The following is a 22,400-nucleotide window of genomic DNA, read 5'->3' as shown; positions in this document are numbered from 1 at the left end:
TGATCAGATCGTCAGGCGCTCTGAGTTTCAGGCGCTTTTGCGTGCCGCGCGCTGGGCGAGAAACGCCTCCATCATCCGCGCCGGCTCGCCGGTGGCGTAGGCTTCGCGCTGGGTGCGGATGCCGGCGGCCAGGCACTCGCGGAAGCTCGCCTCGGTCACCTCGCGGAAGCGCGCCTTGTTGAGCCGCATGGCGACGGGCGCCTTGGCGGCGAGCTCTTCCGCCAGGGCGAGCGAGGCTTCCATGACCTTCTCCTTCGGCACGATCCGGTTGATCAGGCCGATGCGGAAGCTTTCCTCGGCATCCATCATCCGGCCCGTCAGGGTGAGGTCGATGGTGCGGGCGATGCCGATCATCTCCTTCATGATCCAGGGACCGGTCACCGAGGCGATGCCGGAATTGATCTCGGGCTGGCCCATGGTGACGCCGTCATGGCCGATGCGCAGGTCGCAGAGCAGCGCGACCTGGAAGGCCGAGCCCGCCGCGACGCCGTTCAGCGCCGCGATCAGCGGCTTCGAGAGCGAGCGGATACGATCGTAGAGACGCTCCCATTCATGCATCCAGGCCTCGGCCCGGTCCGGATCGAAGGTCTTGGTCTCGTTGAGGTCCTGGCCGGCGCCGAAGGCGCGGTCGCCTGCCCCGGTGAGGATGATGGCGCGCACCGCCTCGTTCGCCTCCAGCTCGTCGAAGCATTCGACGAGCCGCGCGCGCATTGGCGCGTTCCAGGCATTGAGAACCTGCGGGCGGTTGAGGGTCACGATGCCGACAGCACCGCGCACCTCGATCAGAACTGAATCCTTCATACCGCCCTCCGATGGTTATTTATCACAATGCGATAAATTCTATTGAACATTCTGCGCGAATGGCCCAGCTTGTCAAGGCAGCCGGCCACGGCCATTGATCGAGCGAGGAGAGCAGGTCCGATGACGATGCCCGAGACGCGACAAAACGGCCGCAAGAGCGCGGCACCGCCAGCCGACCGGCCGGGGCGCAAGGACGATGCGCTGATGGTCAATTCCGTCGAGAAGGCATTCCGGGTGCTGTCCGCCTTCGGCCGCCAGCACCAGACGCTCAACCTGTCGCAGGTGGCGTCCGAGACCGGCATGGATGTCAGCGCCGCGCAGCGCTTCACCCACACCCTCACCAGGCTCGGCTATCTCCATAAGGATGCGCAGACCAAGCGCTTCGAGCTGACTGCGAAGACGCTCGATCTCGGCTACCATTTCGTGCGCAGCAGCCGCCTGCTCGACCGGGCGATGCCCTATCTCATGCATCTGAGCAAGGAGACCGAGGAGACGGTCAACCTGACGGTGCGGGACGGCACGGAGATCATCTTCGTCTCGCGCTTCCTCAGCCGGCATGTGCTGAACACCGACGTCATCATCGGCACGCGGATGCCCGCCTATTGCACGGCGCCGGGCATCGCGATGCTGTCGCGCCTGCCGGAGGCAGAGGCGATGGCGATCATCGACGCCTCGGACCTCAAGGCCCACACCCCCTCGACGACGTGGCAGCGCGATGCGCTGCGCGAGAAGCTGCACCAGGCCGCGGCGCAAGGCTACGCCACGGCCTTCGAGGAGGTCTATATCGGCGATGCCTCGATCGCCGCGCCGATCGTCGACCATCACGGCCGGCCCGAGGCGGCCGTCAACATCGCCACGTCGACCTCGCGCTTCAGCCATGCCGAGGTGGTCCAGCGCTTTTCCTCGCTCGTCATCGCCACCGCGCACGCCATCTCGCGGGTCTGAGCCGCAAGTGCGCGGCTCGCTTGACAAGCCACCTCGCGCTTTATCAAATTACACGAATAGTTATCGTATAGAGATAAAATTCAGAGAGTGCGCATGGAGCCTCCGAAAGCCCAGTTCCGCCGCGTGGCTGCCCGTAACGGGCAACCGGCGACGCTCAGCTTCGATGGCGCGCCCATTCGCGCGACAGCGGGCGACAGCGTTCTCGCTGCGCTCCTGGAAAACGGCGCCCTGCTCCGCCGCCTCGAATTCGGCGGCGAGCCGCGCGCCGGCTTCTGCCTGATGGGTGCCTGCCAGGATTGCTGGGTCTGGAGTGCGGAAGGCGGCCGGATCAGGGCCTGCACCACGCCCGTCGCCGACGGGATGACGCTTTTCACCGAGCCGCAGCCTCCGATCGGCAGCCAGCCCATGGACCGCAATCATGGCTGACATCGTCATCGTCGGCGCCGGCCCGGCCGGCATCGGCGCAGCCGAAGTGCTTTGCGCGGAGGGCCTGAAACCCGTCCTCATCGACGAGGGCGCGCGGGCCGGCGGCCAGGGCTATCGCCGGCCGGCCGAGAATCTCGCCCTCGACATGAACAGGTTGATGGGGTCGGAGGCGACGAAATACGCTTCGCTCCACCGGCGCTTCCAAGCCCTGCTGCCGCGCATCGACTATCGCCCCGGCACGCTGGTCTGGGCGATCGATGGCAACACGCTGCATCTGCTGCGCGACGGGCGGGCGGAGACGCTCGCCTTCGACAAGCTCCTGATCGCCACGGGGGCGATGGACCGCATCGCACCGCTGCCCGGCTGGACCCTGCCCGGCGTGTTCACGCTCGGCGGCGCGCAGGCCGTTCTGAAGGATCAAGGTTGCCTGATCGGGAACCGCGTCGCGTTTCTCGGCTCCTCGCCGCTGCTGGCGCTGGCCGCCAAGCAATATCGCGACATGGGCGCCGAGATCGCGGTGATCGCCGATACGACGCCGTTCGCCGCCAAAGCGGCGGCAACGCCTGCGCTGCTGCGGGCGCCGCGCACGCTGTTCCGGGGGCTCTGGTATATGGGCGCCTCGCTTCGTGCTGGAACCGAGATGCTGCATGGGGTGACGCCTGTCGCGGTCGAAGGCGGAACCCATGTCGAGGCTCTGGTTCTGCGCGACGCCCGGGGTCGCGAGCGCCGCTTCGCCTGCGACGCGGTCGCGCTCGGCTATGGGCTGAAACCGGAGACGCAGCTTGCGGACCTCGCCGGGGCCGGCTTTGCTTATGACGCCGACTTCAGGCTGTTCCTGCCCAGGATCGACGGCATGGGCCGGGCGCGGCCGGGGCTCTATCTCGCCGGCGACGGTGTGCGGATCGGCGGCGCCGATGCCGCCGAGGCCAGCGGCGCGCTCGCCGCCCACGCGATCATCGCCGATCTCGGCCGGGCGCAGGACATCGAGGCGACGAGAGGACTGGCCCGGCAGGTCCAGCGCCTGCGCGGCTTCCAGCGCGGGCTGGCGCGCGCCTTCGCCTGGCCGAAGGCGCAGATCGCCGCCTTGCCGGATGCGGTGATGCTGTGCCGTTGCGAGAACGTGACGGTCGGCGAAGTCCGCGCCGCGATGGCGAAGGAGCTCGGCCCGGTCGAGGTCAACCGGGTCAAGGCGATGACGCGCTGCGGGATGGGCCGTTGCCAGGGCCGCGTCTGCGGCCCCGCCTTGCAGGAGATCGTCGCGGCAAAGGCCGGGGGCGACGCCGCCGCCGGGCGGTTGCGCGGCCAGGCCCCGGTCAAGCCGATCGCACTCACGGCAGCCGGGGACGGCGCATGAACGGCCGCACCACCGATGTCGCCATCGTCGGCGGCGGGCTGATCGGCGCCTGGACCGCCTTCTTCCTCGCCCGGCGCGGCCAGCGCGTCACCCTGATCGAGAAAGGCGTCGTCGGCGCGCAGTCGAGCGGCGTCAATTTCGGCAATCTGCGTCTTCAGGGGCGTTTTCCCGGCCAGTATCCGCTGTCGCTGCGGTCGCAGACGCTCTGGGAGGATTTCGACGCGCTGATCGGCGAGGATTGCGAGTTCGAGCAGACCGGGCACCTCTATCTCGCCTATGACGAAGAGGAGCACGCCAGGCTCGAAGGCTACGCCAAGGTCTCCGAATCCTACGGCCTCGCCATCGAGCGCGTCGGCCCCGCCGATCTCAGGCGGCGCTGGCCCTGGCTCGGCGAGCGGGCCGTCGCCGCGACCTTCTCGGCCCGCGACGCCACCGCCAATCCGCGCCTCGTCACGCCCGCCGTGGCCCGCGCCGCCGCGCGGCTCGGCGTCGATATCCGCGAGAACACGCGCGTCGCCGCGGTCGATCGTTCGGGAGACGGCTTCACGCTGACCCTGGCGGATGGAGCCACACTGAGCTGCGGCACGCTCGTCAACAGCGCCGGCGCCTGGGCGCTGGAGATCGCCGAGCGCTTCGGCGAGACGGCTCCGGTCTTCCCCGCCGGCCCGCCGCAATTCGTGACCGAGCCGTTTCCCTACCTGATCGGCCCGTCCGTGCAGGCCATCGACGGCTCGGTGATCTTCCGCCAGATCCCGCGCGGCAACATCATCCTCGCCGGCTATCCGCGCACGGCGGCCGATGCGCAGGCCAACCGCGCGCCGGTCCCCCCTCTGAAGACCCTGGCGGCGATGAAGGCGCTCGCGCGCGTCGCGCCGATGCTGGCGCAGTGCCATGTCATCCGCGTCTGGTCCGGCATCGAGGCCTATCTGCCCGACATGATCCCGGTGATCGGGCCGAGCGAGACGACGCCCGGGCTCTTCCACGCCTTCGGCTTCTGCGGCCACGGCTTCCAGATCGGGCCCGGCGTGGGCCTATGCCTCAGCGAGATGATCCTCGACGGGGCGACGCCGACACCGCTGGAGCCGTTCGCGATCGGGCGTTTCCGTTCGGCCACGACCGTGAGCGAGAAGTTCCGCAAGGAATTCGATTGAAGGCGCCCAGCGGACAGGTCTTGCCCCTACCCCGTCATCATCTTTGGCAGCGCCGTGACGATCTGCGGGAACAGCGTGATCAGCACCAGCAGCAGCATCAGCACGAAGAAATAAGGGATCGCCGCCTTCGTGACCGTCAGGATGTCCTTTCCGGTGATGCTCTGCAGCACGAAGAGGTTGAAGCCCACCGGCGGGGTGATCTGCGCCGCCTCGATCAGAATCACCACGAAGATGCCGAACCAGAGCAGGTCGATGCCGGCCGCCTGCACCATCGGCAGCATCACGGACGAGGTCAGCACGATGATCGAGATGCCTTCGAGGAAGCAGCCGAGGATCAGCATGAAGACCGCGAGCACCGCCAGCAGCGCATAGGGCGACAGATGCATGGCATCGACCCAGCCCGCCAGCGAGCGGGGAATATCGACGAAGGCGACGGCGATGGTCAGGCAGGCGGCGCAGGCGATGATGAAGGAGATCATGCAGGAGGTCCGCATGGCCGCCATCAGCCCGTCCATGAAGCTCGCGCGCGTCAGACCGCCGCCGACCGCCGCCAGGATCAGCGCCCCGATCACGCCGATGGTCGCGGCCTCGGTCGGCGTGGCGATACCGCCATAGATCGAGCCAACGACCGAGCCGATCAGCAGCGCCACGGGGATCAGCCGGCGCGAGCGGTAGACCTTCTCCAGGAACGGCACCGCCGGCTCGGCCGGCGGCATCTTCTCGGGGTTCAGCAGGCTCCAGATCGCCGTATAGCCCATGAACAGCGCCATCAGCAGGATGCCGGGCAGGACTCCCGCAATGAACAGCCGCGCGATCGAGACCTCCGCCGTGACGCCATAGACGATCATGATGATCGAAGGCGGGATCAGCAGGCCGAGCGTGCCGGAGCCGGCGAGCGTGCCGATGGTCATGTTGAGCGGGTAGTTCCGCTTCTCCAGCTCGGGCACGCTGATGCGGCCGATGGTGGCGCAGGTCACCGCCGAGGAGCCGGCGACCGCCGCCATGATGCCGCAGCCGAGCACGTTGACGTGGAGCAACCGGCCCGGCAGCCGTGACACCCAGGGCGCCAGCCCCTGGAACATGTCGGCCGACAATTTCGAGCGGAACAGGATCTCGCCCATCCAGATGAAGAGCGGCAGCGAGGTCAGCGCCCAGCCCCAGCTCGAATCCCAGAGCGTCGAGGCGATCAACGAGCCCATCGGCGCGGTGGTGAAGAGCCCCATCATCACCATGCCGACGGTCAGGAGCGAGAGCGCCACCCAGACCCCGCTGGCGAGCAGCAGGAGCAGGGTCCCGGCGAGGACCAGCGAGGCGAGAACGATCGTATCCATCATTGGCCCCTATGCCACCGGCCGGTCGAGCTCGACCTCGTCGGGCGTCTCGTAACGATGCTCGCCGCCGCCGATGAGCCAGAAGAGTTCGTCGATGAAGGCAATCGCGAGCGCCGTCACGCCCACCGCGACGCCGGCCTGCGGAATCCAGAAGGGCATGGCTAGCAGGCCCGGGCTGACATCGTTGAATTCGCGCGATTGCAGCGCCAGCGACGCGACATGCCAGGCGAGGAACGACACCACCACCGCGCCGAGCAGGCAGTTGAAAAGCTCGACGCCGCGTCGCCAGCGCTTGGGGAGCCGGTCGACGATCAGGTTGATGCGCACATGCGCGCCGCGCCGGAAGGTATGGGCGAGGCCGAAGAAGGTCGACGCCGCCAGGCACAGGCCCGCGGCCTCGGTGGCGTCGAGCGTGACGCCACGCATGCGACCGACGATCTGCGTGACGATGGCCAGCCCGATGCCGACCAGGAAGGCCGCGGCGAGATAGCCGCATGCCTCATAGAATTTCTCCAGAACTCCACGTATCACCGGTCACTCCGCTGGCCATGGTTCATGTGAAAGGGCGGCGTGCGGAAGGCCGGTTAGTTGAGGCTCTTCTGGTAGGTCTCGTAGACGGCCTTTTCCTCGGCGCTGGCCGTGGCCAGCCAGTCGGCCACCATGCCCTTGCCCGCGGCCTCGATGGCGTCGAGAACGTCCTTCGGCGACTGGGCGATCGTCACGCCGTGGTTCTTGAGCACGGCCTCACGCTCCTCGCCCGCCTTCCTGGAAAGCTCCCAGCCACGCTTCGTCGCGGCCTCGCCGGCTTCCAGCACCACCTTCTGCGTCGCCGGGTCGAGCTGGCGGAAGGCGCGCTCATTGACGAGGATCGCGTTCTTGTTGTGCATCGTGCCGGTATAGGTGAAGTGCTTGACGTAATCCCAGATCTGCACGTCCGTACCGGTCTGGGCGCTGGTCCAGAGCGACTGGATCATGCCGGTCGAGAAGGCCTGCGGCACCTCGGCGAAGGGCAGGATCAGCGCCTCCATGCCGAGCTTCTCGCCCATGATCTGGGTCTGCTTGGAATAGATGCGCAGCTTCTGGCCCTTGAGGTCGGCAAGCCCCGTCAGCGGCGCCTTCGTGTAGAAGCCCTGGCCCGGCCAGGCGACATAGCTGATGGCGCGCATGCCGGCCTTCTTGAACATGGCGTCGAAGAACGGCGCCTGAGCCTCGGTCAGCTTGGTCGCCTGCTCGTAATTGCTCGCGACGCCGGGAATGTTGTCGAGATTGTACATCGCGCCTTCGTTGCCATAGACGCCGAGGCGGATCTCGCCGATCTGGATCTGGCCGGACTGGACGGAGCGCTTGACCGCATCGAGTTTGATCAGGCTGTCGTTGGAGCGCAGGTCGATCTTGAGCTTGCCACCGCTCTTCTCCTCGATCTCCTTGATCATCTGCCGGATGTTCTGGGTGAAGAAGCTGCTCTCCGGATAGCCCGAGGCCATGGTCCAGTTGGTCTGGGCAGCGGCAGGAGCGGCGAGCCCGATGCTCAGGGCAAGGGCGGCGGAGGCGATCAAAGCTCTACGGTTCATGGTTCCCCTCGTTCTTGTCGCGCTGCGGAGAGACCGTGCGCGTTTAGGAGCCGGAGCCGTGCCGAAGCCCGATTGACGGCCAAGGGTCAGTCCATCGCGTTATCGCGATAGCATCCAATTGAATTTATCTGTTGTTGCGATAGATTTTGTTTATCGGCCCGCAAAGCGGCCCAAAAATTGCTTGTCTGAGGGTGCGGGAGCCGATGCCGAACTGGACGCTGAAGCAGCTCGAAAGCTTCGTCTGGGTCGCGAAGCTCGGCAGCTTCCGGGCGACGGCGGAGCGCCTGAATACGACGCAGCCGAATATCTCGGTGCGCATCTCCCAGCTCGAATCGGTCCTCGGCGTGCGGTTGTTCCACCGCGACTCCGGCTCGGTCGCGCTGACACCGATCGGGCATTCGCTGCTGGGGCAGGCCGAGCGGGTGCTGCAAGCGTCCGAGGAATTCTCGCAGCAATCGATCCGCTCGGACCAGCAGGTCGGCGTCCTCAGGCTCGGCGTCGCCGAGCTCATCGCCCAGACCTGGCTGCGCGACTATCTGCTCGACCTGCGACAGGTCTTCCCCAATGTCGATGTCGAACTCAGGGTCGATCTGACGATCAACCTGCGCGAGGAGCTGGTTTCGCGGTCGCTCGACCTATGCCTGCTGAACGGCCCGATCTCCAACTTCAACATCAGCAATGTCGATCTCGGTTCCGTGCCCTATCTCTGGGTGGCCTCGCCTCGGCTTGGGCTCAGCGGTTCCGACCTTGCGACGATGGCCTCGCATACGATCCTGACCCATGCGCGCAATACACGCCATTTCGTCGAGCTCTCGGCGCATTTCCGCGACAACTGGGAGAGGCCGGTTCGGATCGTGCCGTCGAGCAGCCTCGCCGCCAGCCTGCAGATGACTCTCGACGGGCTGGGCATCGCACCGATGTCGCGGACGCTGGTGGAAAAGTACCTGGACGCCGGAGAGCTCGTTGAATTCCCCTATGAATGGAAGCCCAGCCCTCTGATTTTCACGGCATCATATGCCCACACGCCAGCCAGCTTCCTGCTCAAGCGGGCGGCCGAACTGGCGGGGGAGCGGGCCGCGCAACAGCATCGCGGCAACATCGTCGAGCCGATGACACAATAGCCCGGCGGCAGCGTGCAGAAGCGTTGCGTCGATAAACATTCTCTATCGAATAGTATTGAAAATAATAATTCGACGACATCGACGCCGCGTTCCATCCTCCGCCTCTCGAACAACGGAGGCGCGTAAGCCATGTCCATTCTCGGGGCCCGCCTGGGCGTCGATATCGGGGGAACCTTTACGGATGTCGTGCTTGAGCAGGGCGGACAACGGTTCTCGACCAAGGTTCTGACGACCTATGCCGCGCCCGAGGATGCGATCATCGAGGGCATGCACCGGGTCTGCGCCAAGGCCGGCATCGCAGCCTCCGCCATCGGGCAGATCATCCATGGCACGACGCTGGCGACCAATGCGCTGATCGAGCGGCGCGGCGCCAAGACCGCGCTCATCACGACCGAGGGTTTTCGCGACGTCATCGAGATGCGGACCGAGAGCCGCTTCGAGCAATACGACCTCAACCTGACGCTGCCGGAGCCGCTGCTGCCCCGCAACCGCCGCTACACGGTCAGGGAACGCATGGATGCGCGCGGCAAGGTCCTGATCCCGCTCGATCGCGCCACCGTCGAGAGCCTCGTCGATGAATTGCGCGAAGCCGGCTACGAGAGCGTCGCAGTCGGCCTGCTGCACTCCTATGTCAACGACGCGCATGAGCGCCTGATCCAGGAGGTTCTGGCCGAGCGCCTGCCGGGCGCGATGGTCTCGCTCTCCTCGGAAGTCTCGCCGCAGATGCGCGAGTACGAGCGCTTCAACACGACGATCGCCAACGCCTATATCAAGCCGCTGATGAAGAGCTATCTCGTCCGGCTGAAGGGGCGGCTGGCAGCCGAGGGCGCCTCCTGCCCGATCTTCCTGATGCATTCCGGCGGCGGCATCATCTCGCTGGAAAGCGCCTCGGAATTCCCCGTGCGCCTCGTCGAATCCGGCCCGGCGGGCGGCGCCGTCTTCGCCGCCGACATCGCCGCGCGGCACAGTCTGAAGAAGGTGCTCTCCTTCGACATGGGCGGCACCACCGCGAAGATCTGCCTGATCAAGAACTACACGCCGAAAACCGCCCGCGTCTTCGAGGTCGCCCGGACCTATCGCTTCAAGAAGGGCTCGGGCATGCCGATCTCGATTCCCGTGATCGACATGGTCGAGATCGGCGCCGGCGGCGGCAGCCTCGCCCATGTCGACTCGATGAACCAGATCCGCGTCGGGCCGGAAAGCGCGGGCTCGGAGCCCGGCCCCGCCTGCTACGGCCGCGGCGGCAAGCGCCCGGCCGTGACCGATGCCGACGTCATCCTCGGCAAGATCGACCCGGACAATTTCGCGGCCGGCACGATCCCGCTCTTCGCCGACCAGTCGGCCGCAGCGCTGACGGGCGAGATCGGCGGCAGGCTCGGCATGGACGCCCTGGAAAGCGCCTGGGGCGTAGCCGAAGTCGTCGACGAGAACATGGCCAATGCCGCCCGCGTCCACGCCGTCGAGAACGGCGAGGACCTCTCGGAATACACGATGATCGCCTTCGGCGGCGCGGCTCCGCTCCATGCCGGCCGCCTCTGCGAGAAGCTCGGCATCGCCCGCTGCCTCGTGCCACCCGGCGCCGGTGTCGGCTCGGCCATCGGCTTCCTGCGGGCACCGTTCAGCTTCGAGGCCAACCGCACCCTGTTCATGCGGCTCGCCCAGTTCGACACGAGCCGCGTCACGAAGCTCTTCGACGAGATGGAGGAAGAGGCGACGCGGGTGGTGCGCTCCTGCGGCTGGTCGGGCGCGATCGAGGCCGAGTACAAGATCTACATGCGCTATGCCGGCCAGGGCTGGGAAATTCCGGTCACGCTGACGCCGGAGGAAGCCCGCGCCGCCGATCCCGCCGTCATCCTCAAGCGCTTCGAGCACGAATACGCCAATCTCTTCGGCCGCACCGTGAAGGGCCTCGCCGCCGAGATCACCGTCTGGTCGGTCAATGCCCATACGCCGCAGGAAGCGGTTACCCCGGTTGCGGCGGTCTCTCAGATGCGCGACGCGCCGGCCGAAGGCAGCCGCTCCGTCTTCGATGCCGGGCTCGGCCGCCGGGTGGAAGCGCAAGCCCATAGCCGCGACGCCCTGCCGGCCGGCAGCCGGATCGCAGGCCCCGGCATCGTCACCGAGGACGAGACCACCATCGTCCTGCCCTCGAGCCGCTTCGCCGTCACGCTGAACGACGGCTGCATCGACATCCGCCTCACCGAAGCCGCACCCGCCGCTGCCGTCGCCGCGCGGAAGGAGCCCGCCCATGTCTGAGATCTCCAAGGTCGCCTATCAGGTCATGTGGAATCGCCTGATCTCGGTCGTCGAGGAGCAGGCGCAAGCGCTGATCCGCACCTCCTTCTCGACCTCGGTACGCGAGGCCGGCGATCTTTCGGCCGGCGTCTATAACGAGAAGGGCGAGATGCTGGCGCAGGCAGTGACCGGCACGCCCGGCCACGTCAACGCCATGGCCGATGCCGTCGCCCATTTCATCCGCCGGATCGGGCGCGAGAACATCGCCGAGGGCGACGTCTACATCACCAACAATCCCTGGGAGGGCACCGGCCATCTGCACGACATCACCGTCGTCAGCCCCTCCTTCCACAAGGGCCGCCATGTCGGCTTCTTCGCCTGCACGGCGCATATCGTCGACATCGGCGGGCGCGGCTTCGGTGCCGACGCCAACTCGGTCTACGAAGAGGGATTGCACATCCCGATCATGAAGTTCGTCGACCGCGGCACGGTCAACGAGACACTGGTCACGATCATCCGCGGCAATGTCCGCGAGCCCGACCAGCTCGTCGGCGACATCTACGCGCTTGCGACCTGCAACGAGATCGGCCATCGCCGGCTGGTCGACATGATGGTCGAGTTCAAGCTTGCCGACCTCGCCGGCATCTCCGATTTCATCCTCACGAATTCCCGCCAGGCGACGCTCGACAAGATCGCCGCCCTGCCCCGCGGTGAAGCGGAAGGTCATATGCGGATCGACGGCTATAGCCGGCCGATCGACCTCAAGGTGAAGATCTCGATCGAGCCGGACGGCGTGCTCTGCGACTGGGCCGGCACCTCCGGCGTCGACAAGAACGGCATCAACGTGCCGCTGGTCTATACGAAGGCCTATACCTGCTATGCGCTGAAATGCGCGATCGCGCCGGAAATCCCGAACAACGCGGCCTCGCTGGAGCCCTTCCGCATCACGGCGCCCGAGCATACCATCGTCAACGCGGTCTGGCCGGCGCCGGTGGCCCTGCGCCACATCATCGGCCACATGGTGCCGGACACGATCTACGACGCGCTCGACAAGCTGCTGCCCGGCCTGGTGCCCGCTGAGGGCGCCGGCAGCCTCTGCAACTTCCAGGTCTCGCTGCGGCCACGCAGCGACGGACCCTGGCCGGCCGATCCCGTGCGCGCCGAGGTTCTGACCTTCAACTCCGGCGGCTCGGGCGCACGGCCTGCGCTCGACGGCATGAACGCAACCGCCTTCCCGTCCGGCGTGATGACGATGCCGGTCGAGGCGACCGAGCAGGTCGGCCCAGTCATCGTCTGGCGCAAGGAGCTTCGGCCCGATTCCGGCGGCAAGGGCCAGCATCGCGGCGGGCTCGGTCAGCATATGGAAGTCGGCGCCTGGGAAGGCTACGAATTCGACATCCAGGCGATGTTCGATCGTGTGCACCATCCGGCCCGCGGCCGGCGCGGCGGTGGCGGCGGCGCGCCGACGACGATCGCGCTCGACGACGGCACCGCGATGAAGGGCAAGGGCAAGCAGTTCGTGCCGCATGGCCGTAAGGTCGTCATGGCCTTCCCGGGCGGTGCCGGCTACGGCGCGCCTGCAGAGCGGGGGCAAGCCAGCATCGAGCGTGACCTGGCGCTGGGCTACATCTCGGCCGATGCCGCCCGCGTCGATTATGGCCTGACCGAGAGCCGCGCGGCGGATGTCCTTGCGACATCGCGCCGTGGTGAACTGCCTCGCTAGAGCATGCGCGATCCGATCAGGTTGGTTCAGCCTGATCGGACCCGGCTTCAGGCCCGCTCGGGGAACGCTCCGGCGGGATGGTCTCCACCTTCTTCATGAAAGCCGAGCGATGAAACTGCCTTCCAACAGATTCCTGGCGTCGATCCGCAGCGGGCGGCCGCAGATCGGGCTTTGGCTCAGCCTTGCCAGCGGGTACGCGACCGAGGCCGTCGCAGGCGCCGACTTCGACTGGCTCCTGATCGATACCGAGCATTCGCCCAACGATTTGAGCTCCGTCCTGACCCAGCTTCAGGTTCTCGCCGCTCATCCGGTGACCCCGATCGTGCGCCCGGACTGGAACGACCCGGTCCTCGTCAAGCGACTGCTCGATATCGGGGCGCCCGGCCTGCTCTTCCCGATGGTCCAGTCGCCCGAGGAAGCTGGGCGGGCCGTCGCGGCGACGCGCTACCCGCCGCATGGCATCCGCGGCGTCAGCGGCTGCACCCGCGCCAATGGCTTCGCGCGCATGAGCGACTATTTCAGCCGGATCGAGGAAGAAACGGCCGTGCTCGTCCAGGTCGAGACACGGGCGGCGATCGCGCAGGTGCTGGAGATCGGGCGCGTCGAGGGCGTCGACGGCGTCTTCTTCGGGCCCGCCGACATCGCCGCCGATATCGGCCTGCTGGGGAAGCCGAGCGATCCGGCGGTCTGGGATGTCATCCGCCCGGCCGCGCGGAAACTGATCGAGGCCGGCATCCCTGTCGGTACCCTCGTATTCGATCCCGCCTTCGCAAGGAGCCTCGTCGCCGAGGGCTTCTCCTTCGTCGCCTGCGGATCGGACGCCGTGCTCCTGGCCCGTGGCGCCGACAGCCTTTCAAGGACGATGAGAGGCTGAGCTCCGGCTCGCCTCGCCTTCTCACATGACCTTGCCACGGCGAGGTCGTCGCCTGATGGCGCCAGTCGGATCGCCGGCCTTATCGGGCCGGCACCGTCGGTCGAGATCGCCAATTTTTGGAGCTTGCTCCATTCGATCGTGCTCCAACATGGCTTCCCGGTCGAGCCCGGAACGACCGGGCGGCGGCGCTCGAGATCGGCAAGCCCGCGCGCCGACGCGATGAGCCCTCCTCCGCGCAAGCCGACGCTTCTCACTTCTTGGGCTCGGATGGGCGGCGGTCGGACGACCAGACGAGCTTCAAAGTCGGCGTTTTGCTCTCTGTGGTCGGTTTCGTCAGGCGGCGCCTCTTACGGGCCAGCGCCAAGCGCGAAATGAAACGAAGATGATTCCGTGGATCCTGCATCATGTGCCCCGGGTGATCTGGTTTGTTTCGATTTGGCCGGCACAGGCGTAGCGAGACAACAAACCGCAAGATCGAGGCCAGCACCTCATTCGATCGATGGAGGCAAGCGGGAAGCCGGATTCAACAGAGTCATAGCCCGATCGACACCGCCGTGATCCGCGACGTCGATACCTATCGACCAGCGGTCCGGGCGACGCTCGGACAGAATAAATCGAAGCGAGAAGGGTAAGGGCCGCGCGCAAGACGATGCGACAAGCGTCAGGGTTCCGGAGTTAAACCCTTGATTTAAATGGCGCGGGCGACGGGGCTCGAACCCGCGACCTCCGGCGTGACAGGCCGGCACTCTAACCAACTGAGCTACGCCCGCGCTGGGCGACTGAGGCGCGGTGGCCGTCAGCGAGGTGTGGATTATGGCCCCGGGCCGGAAGTGTCAAGCGCCCGATGCCGGCAAAACCAAATCGGTGGAAAAATATCTCCGGCACCGCGAAAAGACGCGCCCCGCGCCGGACCGTAAAACTCATTCCCGAGAGGCCAGACAGGGATCGAGCATCACATGGCGGGCGTTCTGGCGGGCGTAGCCGCCGCGCAGCACCGCCATATCGCCGAGCTTCAGGTCGTTGGCGCCATAGGTCACGCAGAGCACGCGCACGCCCGGATCCGCGCAGACGGCGACATACCAGACCGCGCCATCGGTCTGGATCAGGGTGACGGGGCCAGCGATCGCCATATCGACACGCGAATCGCGCGGCACCGATTCCGGGAGCTGGGCCGCGATGCTCTCACAGCTCGCCGGCGTCGCCGGCTGCTCGGGCTGGGAGAAGGCGGGGCGCCCCTCGAAGAAGGAATCGGGCAGGAGTGACTGCGCGGCCGCCTGTTGCGCGGCGAGGAGGGCGAAGCCGGCCAGCCACCGCAAGGCAAGACCGGGATGTCGTGATCGGAAGCTCATGGCCGGAACAGTGCCGACGAAGATGGCGGAATTCGGCTGCGTACCGCAGCGCTTTGCGGGCAACGCTGCCGAGCCTGCTTGCGATACGCGCGCCGAGGCCTTAAACGCGAGCGCTGAGGGCGGTTAGCTCAGTCGGTAGAGCGTCTCGTTTACACCGAGAATGTCGGCGGTTCGAGCCCGTCACCGCCCACCATCGCTTGAATCACCACGTCCGGTAAACTCTTCGGCTCACGCCGCGTGCGGCGCGGATGTTCTCCCCACGCCCGAGTTGCGCGCCCGATTGCCGGCACGGTTTTCGGACCGTCGCGACCGGCCTTCACAGCATTGTTTTCGATTCGTGTGTTGAACGGCCCGGCCCTACGGGCAAAACCCTGTCGCGTTCAACGGAAATGGATACCGCACATCATGGGATCACTCGATAGCGCTCGCCCCTATGCGCTGACGGCCTTCAGGATCGCGCTCGGCCTCGTCGTCTTCTCATTCGGGACGGCGAAAATCCTGCACCTGCACCCAGGCAACTTCACCCCTCCCGTCGGCTCCCTGCCCTGGATCGCCGGATCGATCGAGCTGATCGCGGGCTTTCTCTTTCTCGTCGGCTTCCAGACACGCGCCGCCGCGTTCGTGCTCTCCGGCCTGATGGCGGCCGCCTATTTCATCGCGCATTTCCCCAAGAGCTTCTTCCCGACCGAGAACGGCGGCTTCGCCGCCGCCGTCTTCAGTTTCGCCTTCCTGTATTTCGTGACGGCCGGCGGCGGCTATCTGAGCCTCGACCGGGCCTTGCGGACGAAGACGGCCTGACAGGCCGCCCACAGCCGAACCGCCAAGCGTGCTTCAACGAAACAAGCGTGCTTCAAACGAAAAAGGCCGCCGGACCTCTCGGTCCGGCGGCCTCTCATGTCAGGCGATGCCTTCACTCAGTGAGCGACGACGCCCGCCGCATCGTCCTCAGTGCCCTTGGGGGGGACGGCATTGACGTCCTCCTCCCAGACGATCGGAACCGGCTGGCGGGTCAGCGCATGCTGGAGCACCTGCTCCATGCGCGAGACCGGGACGATCTCCATGCCGTCCTTCACGGACTTCGGCAGGTCGATCAGGTCCTTGGCGTTCTCCTCGGGGATCAGCACCTTCTTGATGCCGCCCCGTAGAGCCGCCAGCAGCTTCTCCTTCAGCCCGCCGATCGGCAGCACCCTGCCCCGCAGCGTGATCTCGCCGGTCATGGCGACGTCGCGGTTGGTCGGGATGCCGGTCAGGATCGAAACGATGGCGGTGGCCATCGCGATGCCGGCCGACGGCCCGTCCTTCGGGGTCGCCCCCTCCGGAACGTGAACGTGGATGTCGCGCCGGTCGAAGAGCGGCGGCTCGATCCCGAAATCGACGGCCCGCGAGCGGACATAGGACGCCGCCGCCGAGATCGATTCCTTCATCACGTCGCGCAGATTGCCGGTGACGGTCATGCGGCCCTTGCCGGGCACCATGACGCCCTCGATCGTCAGCAATTCGCCGCCGACCTCGGTCCAGGCCAGACCGGTGACGACACCGACCTGATTCTCCGTCTCCGCCATGCCGTAGCGATAGCGCGGCGGGCCGAGATATTCCTCGAGCAGCGGCTCGTCGACGACCACCTTCGCCTTCTTGCCGAGCACGATGTCCTTCACGCCCTTGCGGACCGTGTTGGAGATTTCGCGCTCGAGGTTACGGACACCGGCCTCGCGGGTGTAACGCCGCACCAGGGTCTGCAGGGCCTCGTCGGTGATCGACCACTCCTTGCCGTCGAGCCCGTGCTTCTTGATCGCGTTGGCGATCAGGTGCTTGCGCGCGATCTCGGTCTTCTCTTCCTCGGTGTAGCCGGCGATGCGGATCACCTCCATGCGGTCCAGCAGGGCCGGCGGGATGTTCAGCGTGTTCGCCGTCGTCACGAACATCACGTTCGACAGGTCGTAATCGACCTCGAGGTAATGGTCGTTGAAGGTCGAGTTCTGCTCGGGGTCGAGCACCTCCAGCAGGGCCGCCGAGGGATCGCCGCGGAAGTCCTGGCCCATCTTGTCGATCTCGTCGAGCAGGATGAGCGGGTTCGAGGTCTTGGCCTTCTTCATCGACTGGATGATCTTGCCGGGCATCGAGCCGATATAGGTGCGGCGGTGACCGCGGATCTCGGCCTCGTCACGCACGCCGCCGAGCGACATGCGCACGAACTCGCGCCCCGTCGCCTTGGCGATCGACTTGCCGAGCGAGGTCTTGCCGACGCCGGGAGGGCCGACGAGGCACAGGATCGGGCCGGCGAGCTTGTTGGCGCGCTGCTGCACGGCGAGATACTCGACGATGCGGTCCTTGACCTTGTCCAGGCCGAAGTGATCGTCGTCCAGCACGAGCTGGGCGGCGTTCAGATCCTTCTTGATCTTCGAGCGCTTGCCCCACGGGATGCCGAGCATCCAGTCGAGATAGTTGCGCACGACGGTCGCCTCCGCGGACATCGGCGACATCTGGCGCAGCTTCTTCAACTCGGCCGTGGCCTTGTCGCGGGCTTCCTTGGTCAGCTTGGTGCGGGCGATGCGCTCTTCCAGCTCGGCCAGCTCGTCACGGCCTTCCTCGCCGTCACCCAGCTCCTTCTGGATCGCCTTCATCTGCTCGTTGAGGTAGTACTCGCGCTGGGTCTTCTCCATCTGGCGCTTGACGCGCGAGCGGATGCGCTTCTCGACCTGAAGCACGGACATCTCGCTCTCCATGAGCGACAGGACCTTCTCCAGACGATGGGCGACGTTGGTGATCTCCAGCACGGCCTGCCGGTCGGCGATCTTGACCGCGAGATGCGAGGCGACGGTGTCGGCGAGCTTGGCAGGCTCGTCGATCTGCGAGACGGCGGCGACGATCTCGCCCGAGATCTTCTTGTTGAGCTTCACATAGCTCTCGAACTCCGAGACGACCGAACGGGCCAGCGCCTCGATCTCGACCTTCTTGCCCTCTTCCTCGGCAAGGCCCGTGGCCTCGGCCTCGTAGAAGGACTCGGCTGCCGAATAGGAGGAGGCCTTGGCGCGGCCGACACCCTCGACCAGCACCTTCACGGTGGAGTCGGGCAGCTTCAGAAGCTGCAGCACGCGGGCGAGCGTGCCGATCTCATAGATCTCGTTGGGCTGCGGGTCATCGTCGCCGGCATTCTTCTGGGTCGCCAGCAGGATGAGCCCGTCCGTCTTCACGACTTCCTCGAGCGCGCGGATGGACTTCTCGCGGCCGACGAAGAGCGGGACGATCATATGGGGGAAAACGACGATATCGCGCAGGGGCAGGACCGGGTAGGTGCCGGTCTCGCCAGAGACGAAGGGAGCGCGGGGCGTCGACGTCATTGACTTATCCTTTGCAGTTGCGCCCGGCGAACCCCCGAGATGGGCGGAACGATCGGACGTTTGCGGCCAGGGGACCATTCGCCCTTCCGCCCTCGCGCATCGCACCCTCATCAGGCATGCGACTCTCGCAAGTGCACCTAAAGTGGAGACTTCCTTTCTGGCTTTCAAGCGAGGCAGCCGGTCTATGCACTGCTGTCCTGCCTGTCGGACATACGAAGAAATCCCTGCCTTTCGGCTTTGAGTTCAGCGTCTCAATTTTCAACCGGCCTGTCGCGGAAGGAAACCGCGGCCGGGCCGCATCCCATCAAAACGCAAAACGCGCGCCAAGAGGCGCGCGTCCTGTTGTCGCAATGTTGCGGCGGGCGTCAGGCAGAGGCCGTCTTGTTCTCGTCCTCGCGCTCCGCATAGATGAAGAGCGGACGGGCCTTGTTCTCGACCGCCTCCGGGCCGATGACGACCTGCTCGACGCCTTCCAGCCCCGGCAACTCGTACATGGTCTCGAGCAGGATGCCCTCCATGATCGAGCGCAGGCCGCGGGCGCCGGTCTTCCGCTCGATCGCCTTGCGGGCGATCAGGCTGACGGCCTCGTCGGTGAAGGTGAGCTGGGTGTCCTCCATCTCGAACAGGCGCTGATACTGCTTCACCAGCGCGTTCTTGGGCTCCGTCAGGATGGTCTTCAGCGCCGGCTCGTCGAGATCCTCCAGCGTCGCCAGCACCGGCAGGCGGCCGACGAATTCCGGGATCAGGCCGAACTTGAGCAGGTCCTCGGGCTCGACATCGCGGAAGATCGCGCCGGTGCGGCGGTCGTCCGGAGACTGGACCTTGGCACCGAAGCCGATCGAGGTGCCCTTGCCGCGGCTCGAGATGATCTTGTCGAGGCCGGCGAAGGCGCCGCCGCAGATGAACAGGATGTTCGTGGTGTCGACCTGCAGGAATTCCTGCTGCGGATGCTTGCGCCCGCCCTGCGGCGGCACGGAGGCGACGGTGCCTTCCATGATCTTGAGCAGCGCCTGCTGGACGCCCTCGCCCGAAACGTCACGGGTGATCGAGGGATTGTCCGACTTGCGGCTGATCTTGTCGATCTCGTCGATATAGACGATGCCGCGCTGCGCCCGCTCGACATTGTAGTCGGAAGCCTGGAGCAGCTTGAGGATGATGTTCTCGACATCCTCGCCGACATAGCCAGCCTCGGTCAGCGTCGTGGCGTCGGCCATGGTGAAGGGCACGTCAAGGATGCGGGCGAGCGTCTGCGCGAGCAGCGTCTTGCCCGAGCCGGTCGGCCCGATCAGCAGGATGTTCGACTTCGCCAGTTCGACGTCGTTGTGCTTCGTCGCGTGGCTCAGGCGCTTGTAGTGGTTGTGGACCGCCACCGAGAGCACCTTCTTGGCGTGCTCCTGGCCGATGACATAGTCGTCCAGAACCTTGCGGATCTCCTTGGGAGTCGGCACGCCGTCCTTCGACTTCACCAGCGCGGATTTGGATTCCTCGCGAATGATGTCCATGCAGAGCTCGACGCATTCATCGCAGATGAACACGGTCGGGCCCGCGATGAGCTTGCGGACCTCGTGTTGGCTCTTGCCGCAGAAAGAGCAGTACAGCGTGCTCTTCGAGTCGCCGCCGGGCTTGCTAGCCATTGTCCATCTCCAGTTCCGGAGCCCGGGACCACACCAGCCGAGGCAGATGCAACCGTCGTCTCTCCGTCATAAAATAAGCGCTCAGATCACGATGATTAGGTTAACGGCCCGTTCCGATACATCCGGATACGCTGGGTCGATCCAAATCGGATCATGATGAAGCGCCTCGTCCGCTCACCCCGACCCCATGCAAACACGGGGCCGATCCGCTTTCAATATGGGCCTTCAACCTGCCCACGCCAACCCACAGGATCGGGACCGCTCGTCGCAACCTCACGCGTCCTCGGGCCGCTTCTCGATGACCTTGTCGATCAGGCCGAAATCGCGGGCCTGCTCGGCGGTCATGAAGTTGTCGCGTTCCAGCGCAGCGTGGATGTCCTCGTAGCTGCGGCCGGTGTGCTTCACGTAGATTTCATTGAGCCGCTTCTTCAGGCTCTCGACTTCCTTGGCGTGGATCAGGATGTCGGTGACCTGGCCCTGGAAGCCGCCGGAGGGCTGGTGGACCATGATGCGGGCATTCGGCAGGGCAAAGCGCATGTCCTTGGCGCCGGCCGTCAGCAGCAGCGAGCCCATCGAGGCGGCCTGGCCGACGCATAGCGTCGTCACCGGGCAGCGGATGAACTGCATCGTGTCGTAGATCGACAGGCCCGAGGTGACCACGCCGCCGGGCGAGTTGATGTAGAAGGAGATTTCCTTCTTGGGGTTCTCGGCCTCGAGGAAGAGGAGCTGCGCCACGATCAGCGAAGCGGAGAAGTCCTCGACCGGGCCGGTCAGGAAGATGATGCGCTCACGCAGCAGGCGCGAATAGATGTCGAAGGCGCGCTCGCCGCGGCTCGACTGCTCGACCACCATCGGGACGAGATTGTTGTAGGTCTCGATCGGATCGCGAAGCATGGATCAATCCTTGGGAGTAAGCGCCGTATCGGGCGACGAGGTCGAATCGGCAGTGTCTCGGAAGACACTCACATAAGCACGCCGAACGTGGCTGAAAAGGGAAGCGCCGCCGGTCGCGAAGGCCGGCGGCGCAAAGGCTGGCATTAAGGTTGCCGGAACGCTCAGGCGGAAGCGTCTTCGGCCTTGTCTTCGGCCTTCTTGCTCTTCTTGGCGGCAGCCTTCTTCGGCTTGGCCTCGGTGGCGGCTTCCACCTCGTCGTCGGCGTAGAGCGCCTCGCGCGACACCGTCTGATCCTCGACCTTCACCTGGCCGAGCAGATGGTCGACGACCTTCTCCTCGAAGATCGGGGCGCGGATCTCGGCGAGAGCCTGCGGGTTCTTGCGGTAGAACTCCCAGACCTGCTTTTCCTGGCCCGGGAACTGGCGGGCGCGCTCGATCAAAGCCTGGGTGACCTCGTCATCCGAGATCTGTACCTTGGCCTGCTCGCCGATCTCGGCCAGCACGAGGCCGAGGCGAACGCGGCGCTCGGCGATCTTGCGGTAGTCGGCGCGGGCTGCGTCCTCGGTGGTGTCCTCGTCGGCGAAGGTCTTGTTGGCCTGCTTCATGTCGGCCTCGACCTGGCTCCAGACGCTGTTGAACTCCTGGTCGACCAGCGTCGGCGGCAGCTCGAAGGTGTACTTGCCGTCGAGCGCGTCGAGCAGGCTCTTCTTGAGCTTGCGGCGCGACTGGGCGCCGAAGTCGCGGCCGATCTGCTCGCTCACGGCGGTCTTGAGCGCATCGAGCGACTCCATGCCGAAGGCCTTGGCGAGTTCGTCGTCGATCTTGATCGCGTCCGGGCCCTGGACCTCGGTGACGGTGACCACGAACTCGGCCGCCTGGCCGGCGAGATGGGCCGCGCCGTAGTTCTCAGGGAAGGTGACCTTGATCGTGCGGGTCTCGCCCTGCTTCACGCCCTCGAGCTGCTCCTCGAAGCCGGGGATGAACTGGCCGGAGCCGAGATCGAGCGGGATGCCTTCGCCGGTGCCGCCCTCGAAGGCCTTGCCGTCGATGGTGCCGACATAGGAGATCATCAGGCGGTCGCCGGTCTCGGCCTTGGCCTCCTCGCCCTTCGCCGAATAGGTGCGGTTGCCGGACGCCATGCGCAGCAGCGCGGCGTCGACATCGGCGTCCGGAACCTCGGCGACCGGCTTCACGAGCGAAACGTCGGAGATGTCGACGAGCTCGATCTTCGGCAGAACCTCGAGGGCGACGGTGAAGGCGAGATCGCCCTTGGCCTCCATCGCGGCCTCGATCTCGTCCTTGTTCTCGGGGAAGCGGATCTGCGGCTCGAAGGCGAGCTTCAGGTTGTTGTCGGCGACGATCTTCTGGTTCGCCTCGTTGACGGCGTTCTGGAGGACGTCGGACATGACCGAGCGGCCATAGAGGCGGCGCAGATGCGCGACCGGCACCTTGCCCGGGCGGAAGCCGTTGATCTTGGCCTTGCCCTGGAGGTCCTGCAGGCTGTCGTCGAGCCTGGTCTTCAGGTCGGCGGCGTTCAGCACCACCTGGAATTCGCGCTTGAGGCCCTGGGACAGGGTTTCGGTCACGTTCATTTTTGTACCGCCAACAGCTCGTTTACGTCTCAATGTCCAAAGCGCGACGCCGGTTCCGGCC

General features: G+C 65.9%; 18 protein-coding genes and 2 tRNA genes. 10 read left to right on the top strand and 10 right to left on the bottom strand.

What is annotated here, in order from left to right:
• Window positions 1-27 precede the first annotated feature (27 nt).
• Entirely contained in the window at window positions 28-801 is a 774-nt protein-coding gene (locus tag IED13_RS04950; RefSeq protein ID WP_038367755.1) for an enoyl-CoA hydratase/isomerase family protein, read from the bottom strand.
• A 120-nt stretch (window positions 802-921) separates the two neighbouring features.
• On the opposite strand from IED13_RS04950, the gene IED13_RS04945 reads away from it, so the two are divergent.
• The 4 genes from IED13_RS04945 (at window position 922) to IED13_RS04930 (ending at window position 4,677) form a co-directional block, all read left to right on the top strand.
• On the top strand, window positions 922-1,746 hold the full coding sequence (locus IED13_RS04945) for an IclR family transcriptional regulator (protein WP_318652218.1): 825 nt from the start codon (window positions 922-924) through the stop codon (window positions 1,744-1,746).
• Window positions 1,747-1,839: 93 nt separating this feature from the next.
• Complete coding sequence (locus IED13_RS04940; RefSeq protein ID WP_191123542.1) at window positions 1,840-2,172, top strand: (2Fe-2S)-binding protein; 333 nt, start codon at window positions 1,840-1,842, stop codon at window positions 2,170-2,172.
• The gene (locus IED13_RS04935; RefSeq protein WP_191123541.1) at window positions 2,165-3,526 is read left to right on the top strand and encodes an FAD/NAD(P)-dependent oxidoreductase; all 1,362 of its coding nucleotides are present in this window, start codon (window positions 2,165-2,167) and stop codon (window positions 3,524-3,526) included. The genes IED13_RS04940 and IED13_RS04935 overlap by 8 nt, the downstream gene beginning before the upstream one ends.
• Complete coding sequence (locus tag IED13_RS04930; protein ID WP_191123540.1) at window positions 3,523-4,677, top strand: NAD(P)/FAD-dependent oxidoreductase; 1,155 nt, start codon at window positions 3,523-3,525, stop codon at window positions 4,675-4,677. Before IED13_RS04935 ends, IED13_RS04930 begins: the two co-directional genes overlap by 4 nt.
• Window positions 4,678-4,703: 26 nt before the next feature.
• On the opposite strand, the gene IED13_RS04925 is transcribed toward IED13_RS04930, so the two are convergent.
• Genes IED13_RS04925 through IED13_RS04915 form a run of 3 tightly spaced genes read right to left on the bottom strand, consistent with a single transcriptional unit; the run spans window position 4,704 to window position 7,579 of the window.
• On the bottom strand, window positions 4,704-6,008 hold the full coding sequence (locus IED13_RS04925) for a TRAP transporter large permease (protein ID WP_112762363.1): 1,305 nt from the start codon (window positions 6,006-6,008) through the stop codon (window positions 4,704-4,706).
• Window positions 6,009-6,017: 9 nt separating this feature from the next.
• Complete coding sequence (locus tag IED13_RS04920) at window positions 6,018-6,539, bottom strand: TRAP transporter small permease (protein WP_133564057.1); 522 nt, start codon at window positions 6,537-6,539, stop codon at window positions 6,018-6,020.
• A 53-nt stretch (window positions 6,540-6,592) separates the two neighbouring features.
• Window positions 6,593-7,579, bottom strand: a complete 987-nt coding sequence (locus IED13_RS04915; protein ID WP_113253068.1) for a TRAP transporter substrate-binding protein — start codon at window positions 7,577-7,579, stop codon at window positions 6,593-6,595.
• A gap of 203 nt (window positions 7,580-7,782) precedes the next feature.
• Between IED13_RS04915 and IED13_RS04910 the strand changes: the two genes are divergently transcribed.
• The 4 genes from IED13_RS04910 to IED13_RS04895 all read left to right on the top strand — a co-directional run bounded on the left by IED13_RS04910 (window position 7,783) and on the right by IED13_RS04895 (window position 13,532).
• Window positions 7,783-8,700, top strand: a complete 918-nt coding sequence (locus IED13_RS04910) for a LysR family transcriptional regulator (RefSeq protein ID WP_038367766.1) — start codon at window positions 7,783-7,785, stop codon at window positions 8,698-8,700.
• Between the two features lie 129 nt (window positions 8,701-8,829).
• A complete protein-coding gene (locus IED13_RS04905; protein WP_191123539.1) occupies window positions 8,830-10,956 on the top strand; it encodes a hydantoinase/oxoprolinase family protein in 2,127 nt (708 codons plus the stop codon).
• Window positions 10,949-12,658, top strand: coding sequence for a hydantoinase B/oxoprolinase family protein (locus IED13_RS04900; RefSeq protein ID WP_191123538.1), 1,710 nt, complete (start codon window positions 10,949-10,951; stop codon window positions 12,656-12,658). The genes IED13_RS04905 and IED13_RS04900 overlap by 8 nt, the downstream gene beginning before the upstream one ends.
• Before the next feature lie 109 nt (window positions 12,659-12,767).
• Entirely contained in the window at window positions 12,768-13,532 is a 765-nt protein-coding gene (locus IED13_RS04895; protein WP_191123537.1) for an HpcH/HpaI aldolase family protein, read from the top strand.
• Window positions 13,533-14,225: 693 nt separating this feature from the next.
• On the opposite strand, the gene IED13_RS04890 is transcribed toward IED13_RS04895, so the two are convergent.
• A tRNA-Asp gene (locus IED13_RS04890) sits at window positions 14,226-14,302 on the bottom strand.
• A 150-nt stretch (window positions 14,303-14,452) separates the two neighbouring features.
• On the bottom strand, window positions 14,453-14,881 hold the full coding sequence (locus tag IED13_RS04885; RefSeq protein WP_038368763.1) for a hypothetical protein: 429 nt from the start codon (window positions 14,879-14,881) through the stop codon (window positions 14,453-14,455).
• A gap of 117 nt (window positions 14,882-14,998) precedes the next feature.
• Here IED13_RS04885 and IED13_RS04880 point away from each other — a divergent pair.
• Together IED13_RS04880 and IED13_RS04875 are read left to right on the top strand one after the other, a co-directional pair.
• A tRNA-Val gene (locus tag IED13_RS04880) sits at window positions 14,999-15,074 on the top strand.
• A gap of 209 nt (window positions 15,075-15,283) precedes the next feature.
• On the top strand, window positions 15,284-15,679 hold the full coding sequence (locus tag IED13_RS04875; RefSeq protein WP_038368764.1) for a DoxX family protein: 396 nt from the start codon (window positions 15,284-15,286) through the stop codon (window positions 15,677-15,679).
• 116 nt (window positions 15,680-15,795) lie between these two features.
• Here IED13_RS04875 and lon read toward each other — a convergent pair whose 3' ends face one another.
• The 4 genes from lon to tig all read right to left on the bottom strand — a co-directional run bounded on the left by lon (window position 15,796) and on the right by tig (window position 22,339).
• The gene (lon, locus tag IED13_RS04870; RefSeq protein WP_038367944.1) at window positions 15,796-18,219 is read right to left on the bottom strand and encodes an endopeptidase La; all 2,424 of its coding nucleotides are present in this window, start codon (window positions 18,217-18,219) and stop codon (window positions 15,796-15,798) included.
• Window positions 18,220-18,584: 365 nt separating this feature from the next.
• The gene (clpX, locus tag IED13_RS04865; protein WP_038367947.1) at window positions 18,585-19,853 is read right to left on the bottom strand and encodes an ATP-dependent Clp protease ATP-binding subunit ClpX; all 1,269 of its coding nucleotides are present in this window, start codon (window positions 19,851-19,853) and stop codon (window positions 18,585-18,587) included.
• A gap of 273 nt (window positions 19,854-20,126) precedes the next feature.
• Window positions 20,127-20,747: an ATP-dependent Clp protease proteolytic subunit gene (locus IED13_RS04860; RefSeq protein ID WP_038367950.1), complete on the bottom strand. Its 621-nt coding sequence runs from the start codon at window positions 20,745-20,747 to the stop codon at window positions 20,127-20,129.
• 161 nt (window positions 20,748-20,908) lie between these two features.
• On the bottom strand, window positions 20,909-22,339 hold the full coding sequence (gene tig, locus IED13_RS04855; RefSeq protein WP_191123536.1) for a trigger factor: 1,431 nt from the start codon (window positions 22,337-22,339) through the stop codon (window positions 20,909-20,911).
• Between the last annotated feature and the right edge of the window lie 61 nt (window positions 22,340-22,400).

This window comes from Allobosea spartocytisi, from assembly GCF_014764685.1.
GTDB lineage: Bacteria > Pseudomonadota > Alphaproteobacteria > Rhizobiales > Beijerinckiaceae > Allobosea > Allobosea spartocytisi.
This window is presented reverse-complemented; position numbering and strand designations above follow the sequence as displayed.

Bases quoted from the DNA above. Each gene is read 5' to 3' on its own strand.
- IED13_RS04900 (WP_191123538.1), top strand. From the start codon at position 10,949: ATGTCTGAGATCTCCAAGGTCGCCTATCAGGTCATGTGGAATCGCCTG.
- IED13_RS04950 (WP_038367755.1), bottom strand. From the start codon at position 801: ATGAAGGATTCAGTTCTGATCGAGGTGCGCGGTGCTGTCGGCATCGTG.
- lon (WP_038367944.1), bottom strand. From the start codon at position 18,219: ATGACGTCGACGCCCCGCGCTCCCTTCGTCTCTGGCGAGACCGGCACC.
- IED13_RS04895 (WP_191123537.1), top strand. From the start codon at position 12,768: ATGAAACTGCCTTCCAACAGATTCCTGGCGTCGATCCGCAGCGGGCGG.
- clpX (WP_038367947.1), bottom strand. From the start codon at position 19,853: ATGGCTAGCAAGCCCGGCGGCGACTCGAAGAGCACGCTGTACTGCTCT.
- IED13_RS04910 (WP_038367766.1), top strand. From the start codon at position 7,783: ATGCCGAACTGGACGCTGAAGCAGCTCGAAAGCTTCGTCTGGGTCGCG.
- IED13_RS04915 (WP_113253068.1), bottom strand. From the start codon at position 7,579: ATGAACCGTAGAGCTTTGATCGCCTCCGCCGCCCTTGCCCTGAGCATC.
- tig (WP_191123536.1), bottom strand. From the start codon at position 22,339: ATGAACGTGACCGAAACCCTGTCCCAGGGCCTCAAGCGCGAATTCCAG.
- IED13_RS04925 (WP_112762363.1), bottom strand. From the start codon at position 6,008: ATGGATACGATCGTTCTCGCCTCGCTGGTCCTCGCCGGGACCCTGCTC.
- IED13_RS04885 (WP_038368763.1), bottom strand. From the start codon at position 14,881: ATGAGCTTCCGATCACGACATCCCGGTCTTGCCTTGCGGTGGCTGGCC.
- IED13_RS04940 (WP_191123542.1), top strand. From the start codon at position 1,840: ATGGAGCCTCCGAAAGCCCAGTTCCGCCGCGTGGCTGCCCGTAACGGG.
- IED13_RS04930 (WP_191123540.1), top strand. From the start codon at position 3,523: ATGAACGGCCGCACCACCGATGTCGCCATCGTCGGCGGCGGGCTGATC.
- IED13_RS04860 (WP_038367950.1), bottom strand. From the start codon at position 20,747: ATGCTTCGCGATCCGATCGAGACCTACAACAATCTCGTCCCGATGGTG.
- IED13_RS04945 (WP_318652218.1), top strand. From the start codon at position 922: ATGACGATGCCCGAGACGCGACAAAACGGCCGCAAGAGCGCGGCACCG.
- IED13_RS04935 (WP_191123541.1), top strand. From the start codon at position 2,165: ATGGCTGACATCGTCATCGTCGGCGCCGGCCCGGCCGGCATCGGCGCA.
- IED13_RS04905 (WP_191123539.1), top strand. From the start codon at position 8,830: ATGTCCATTCTCGGGGCCCGCCTGGGCGTCGATATCGGGGGAACCTTT.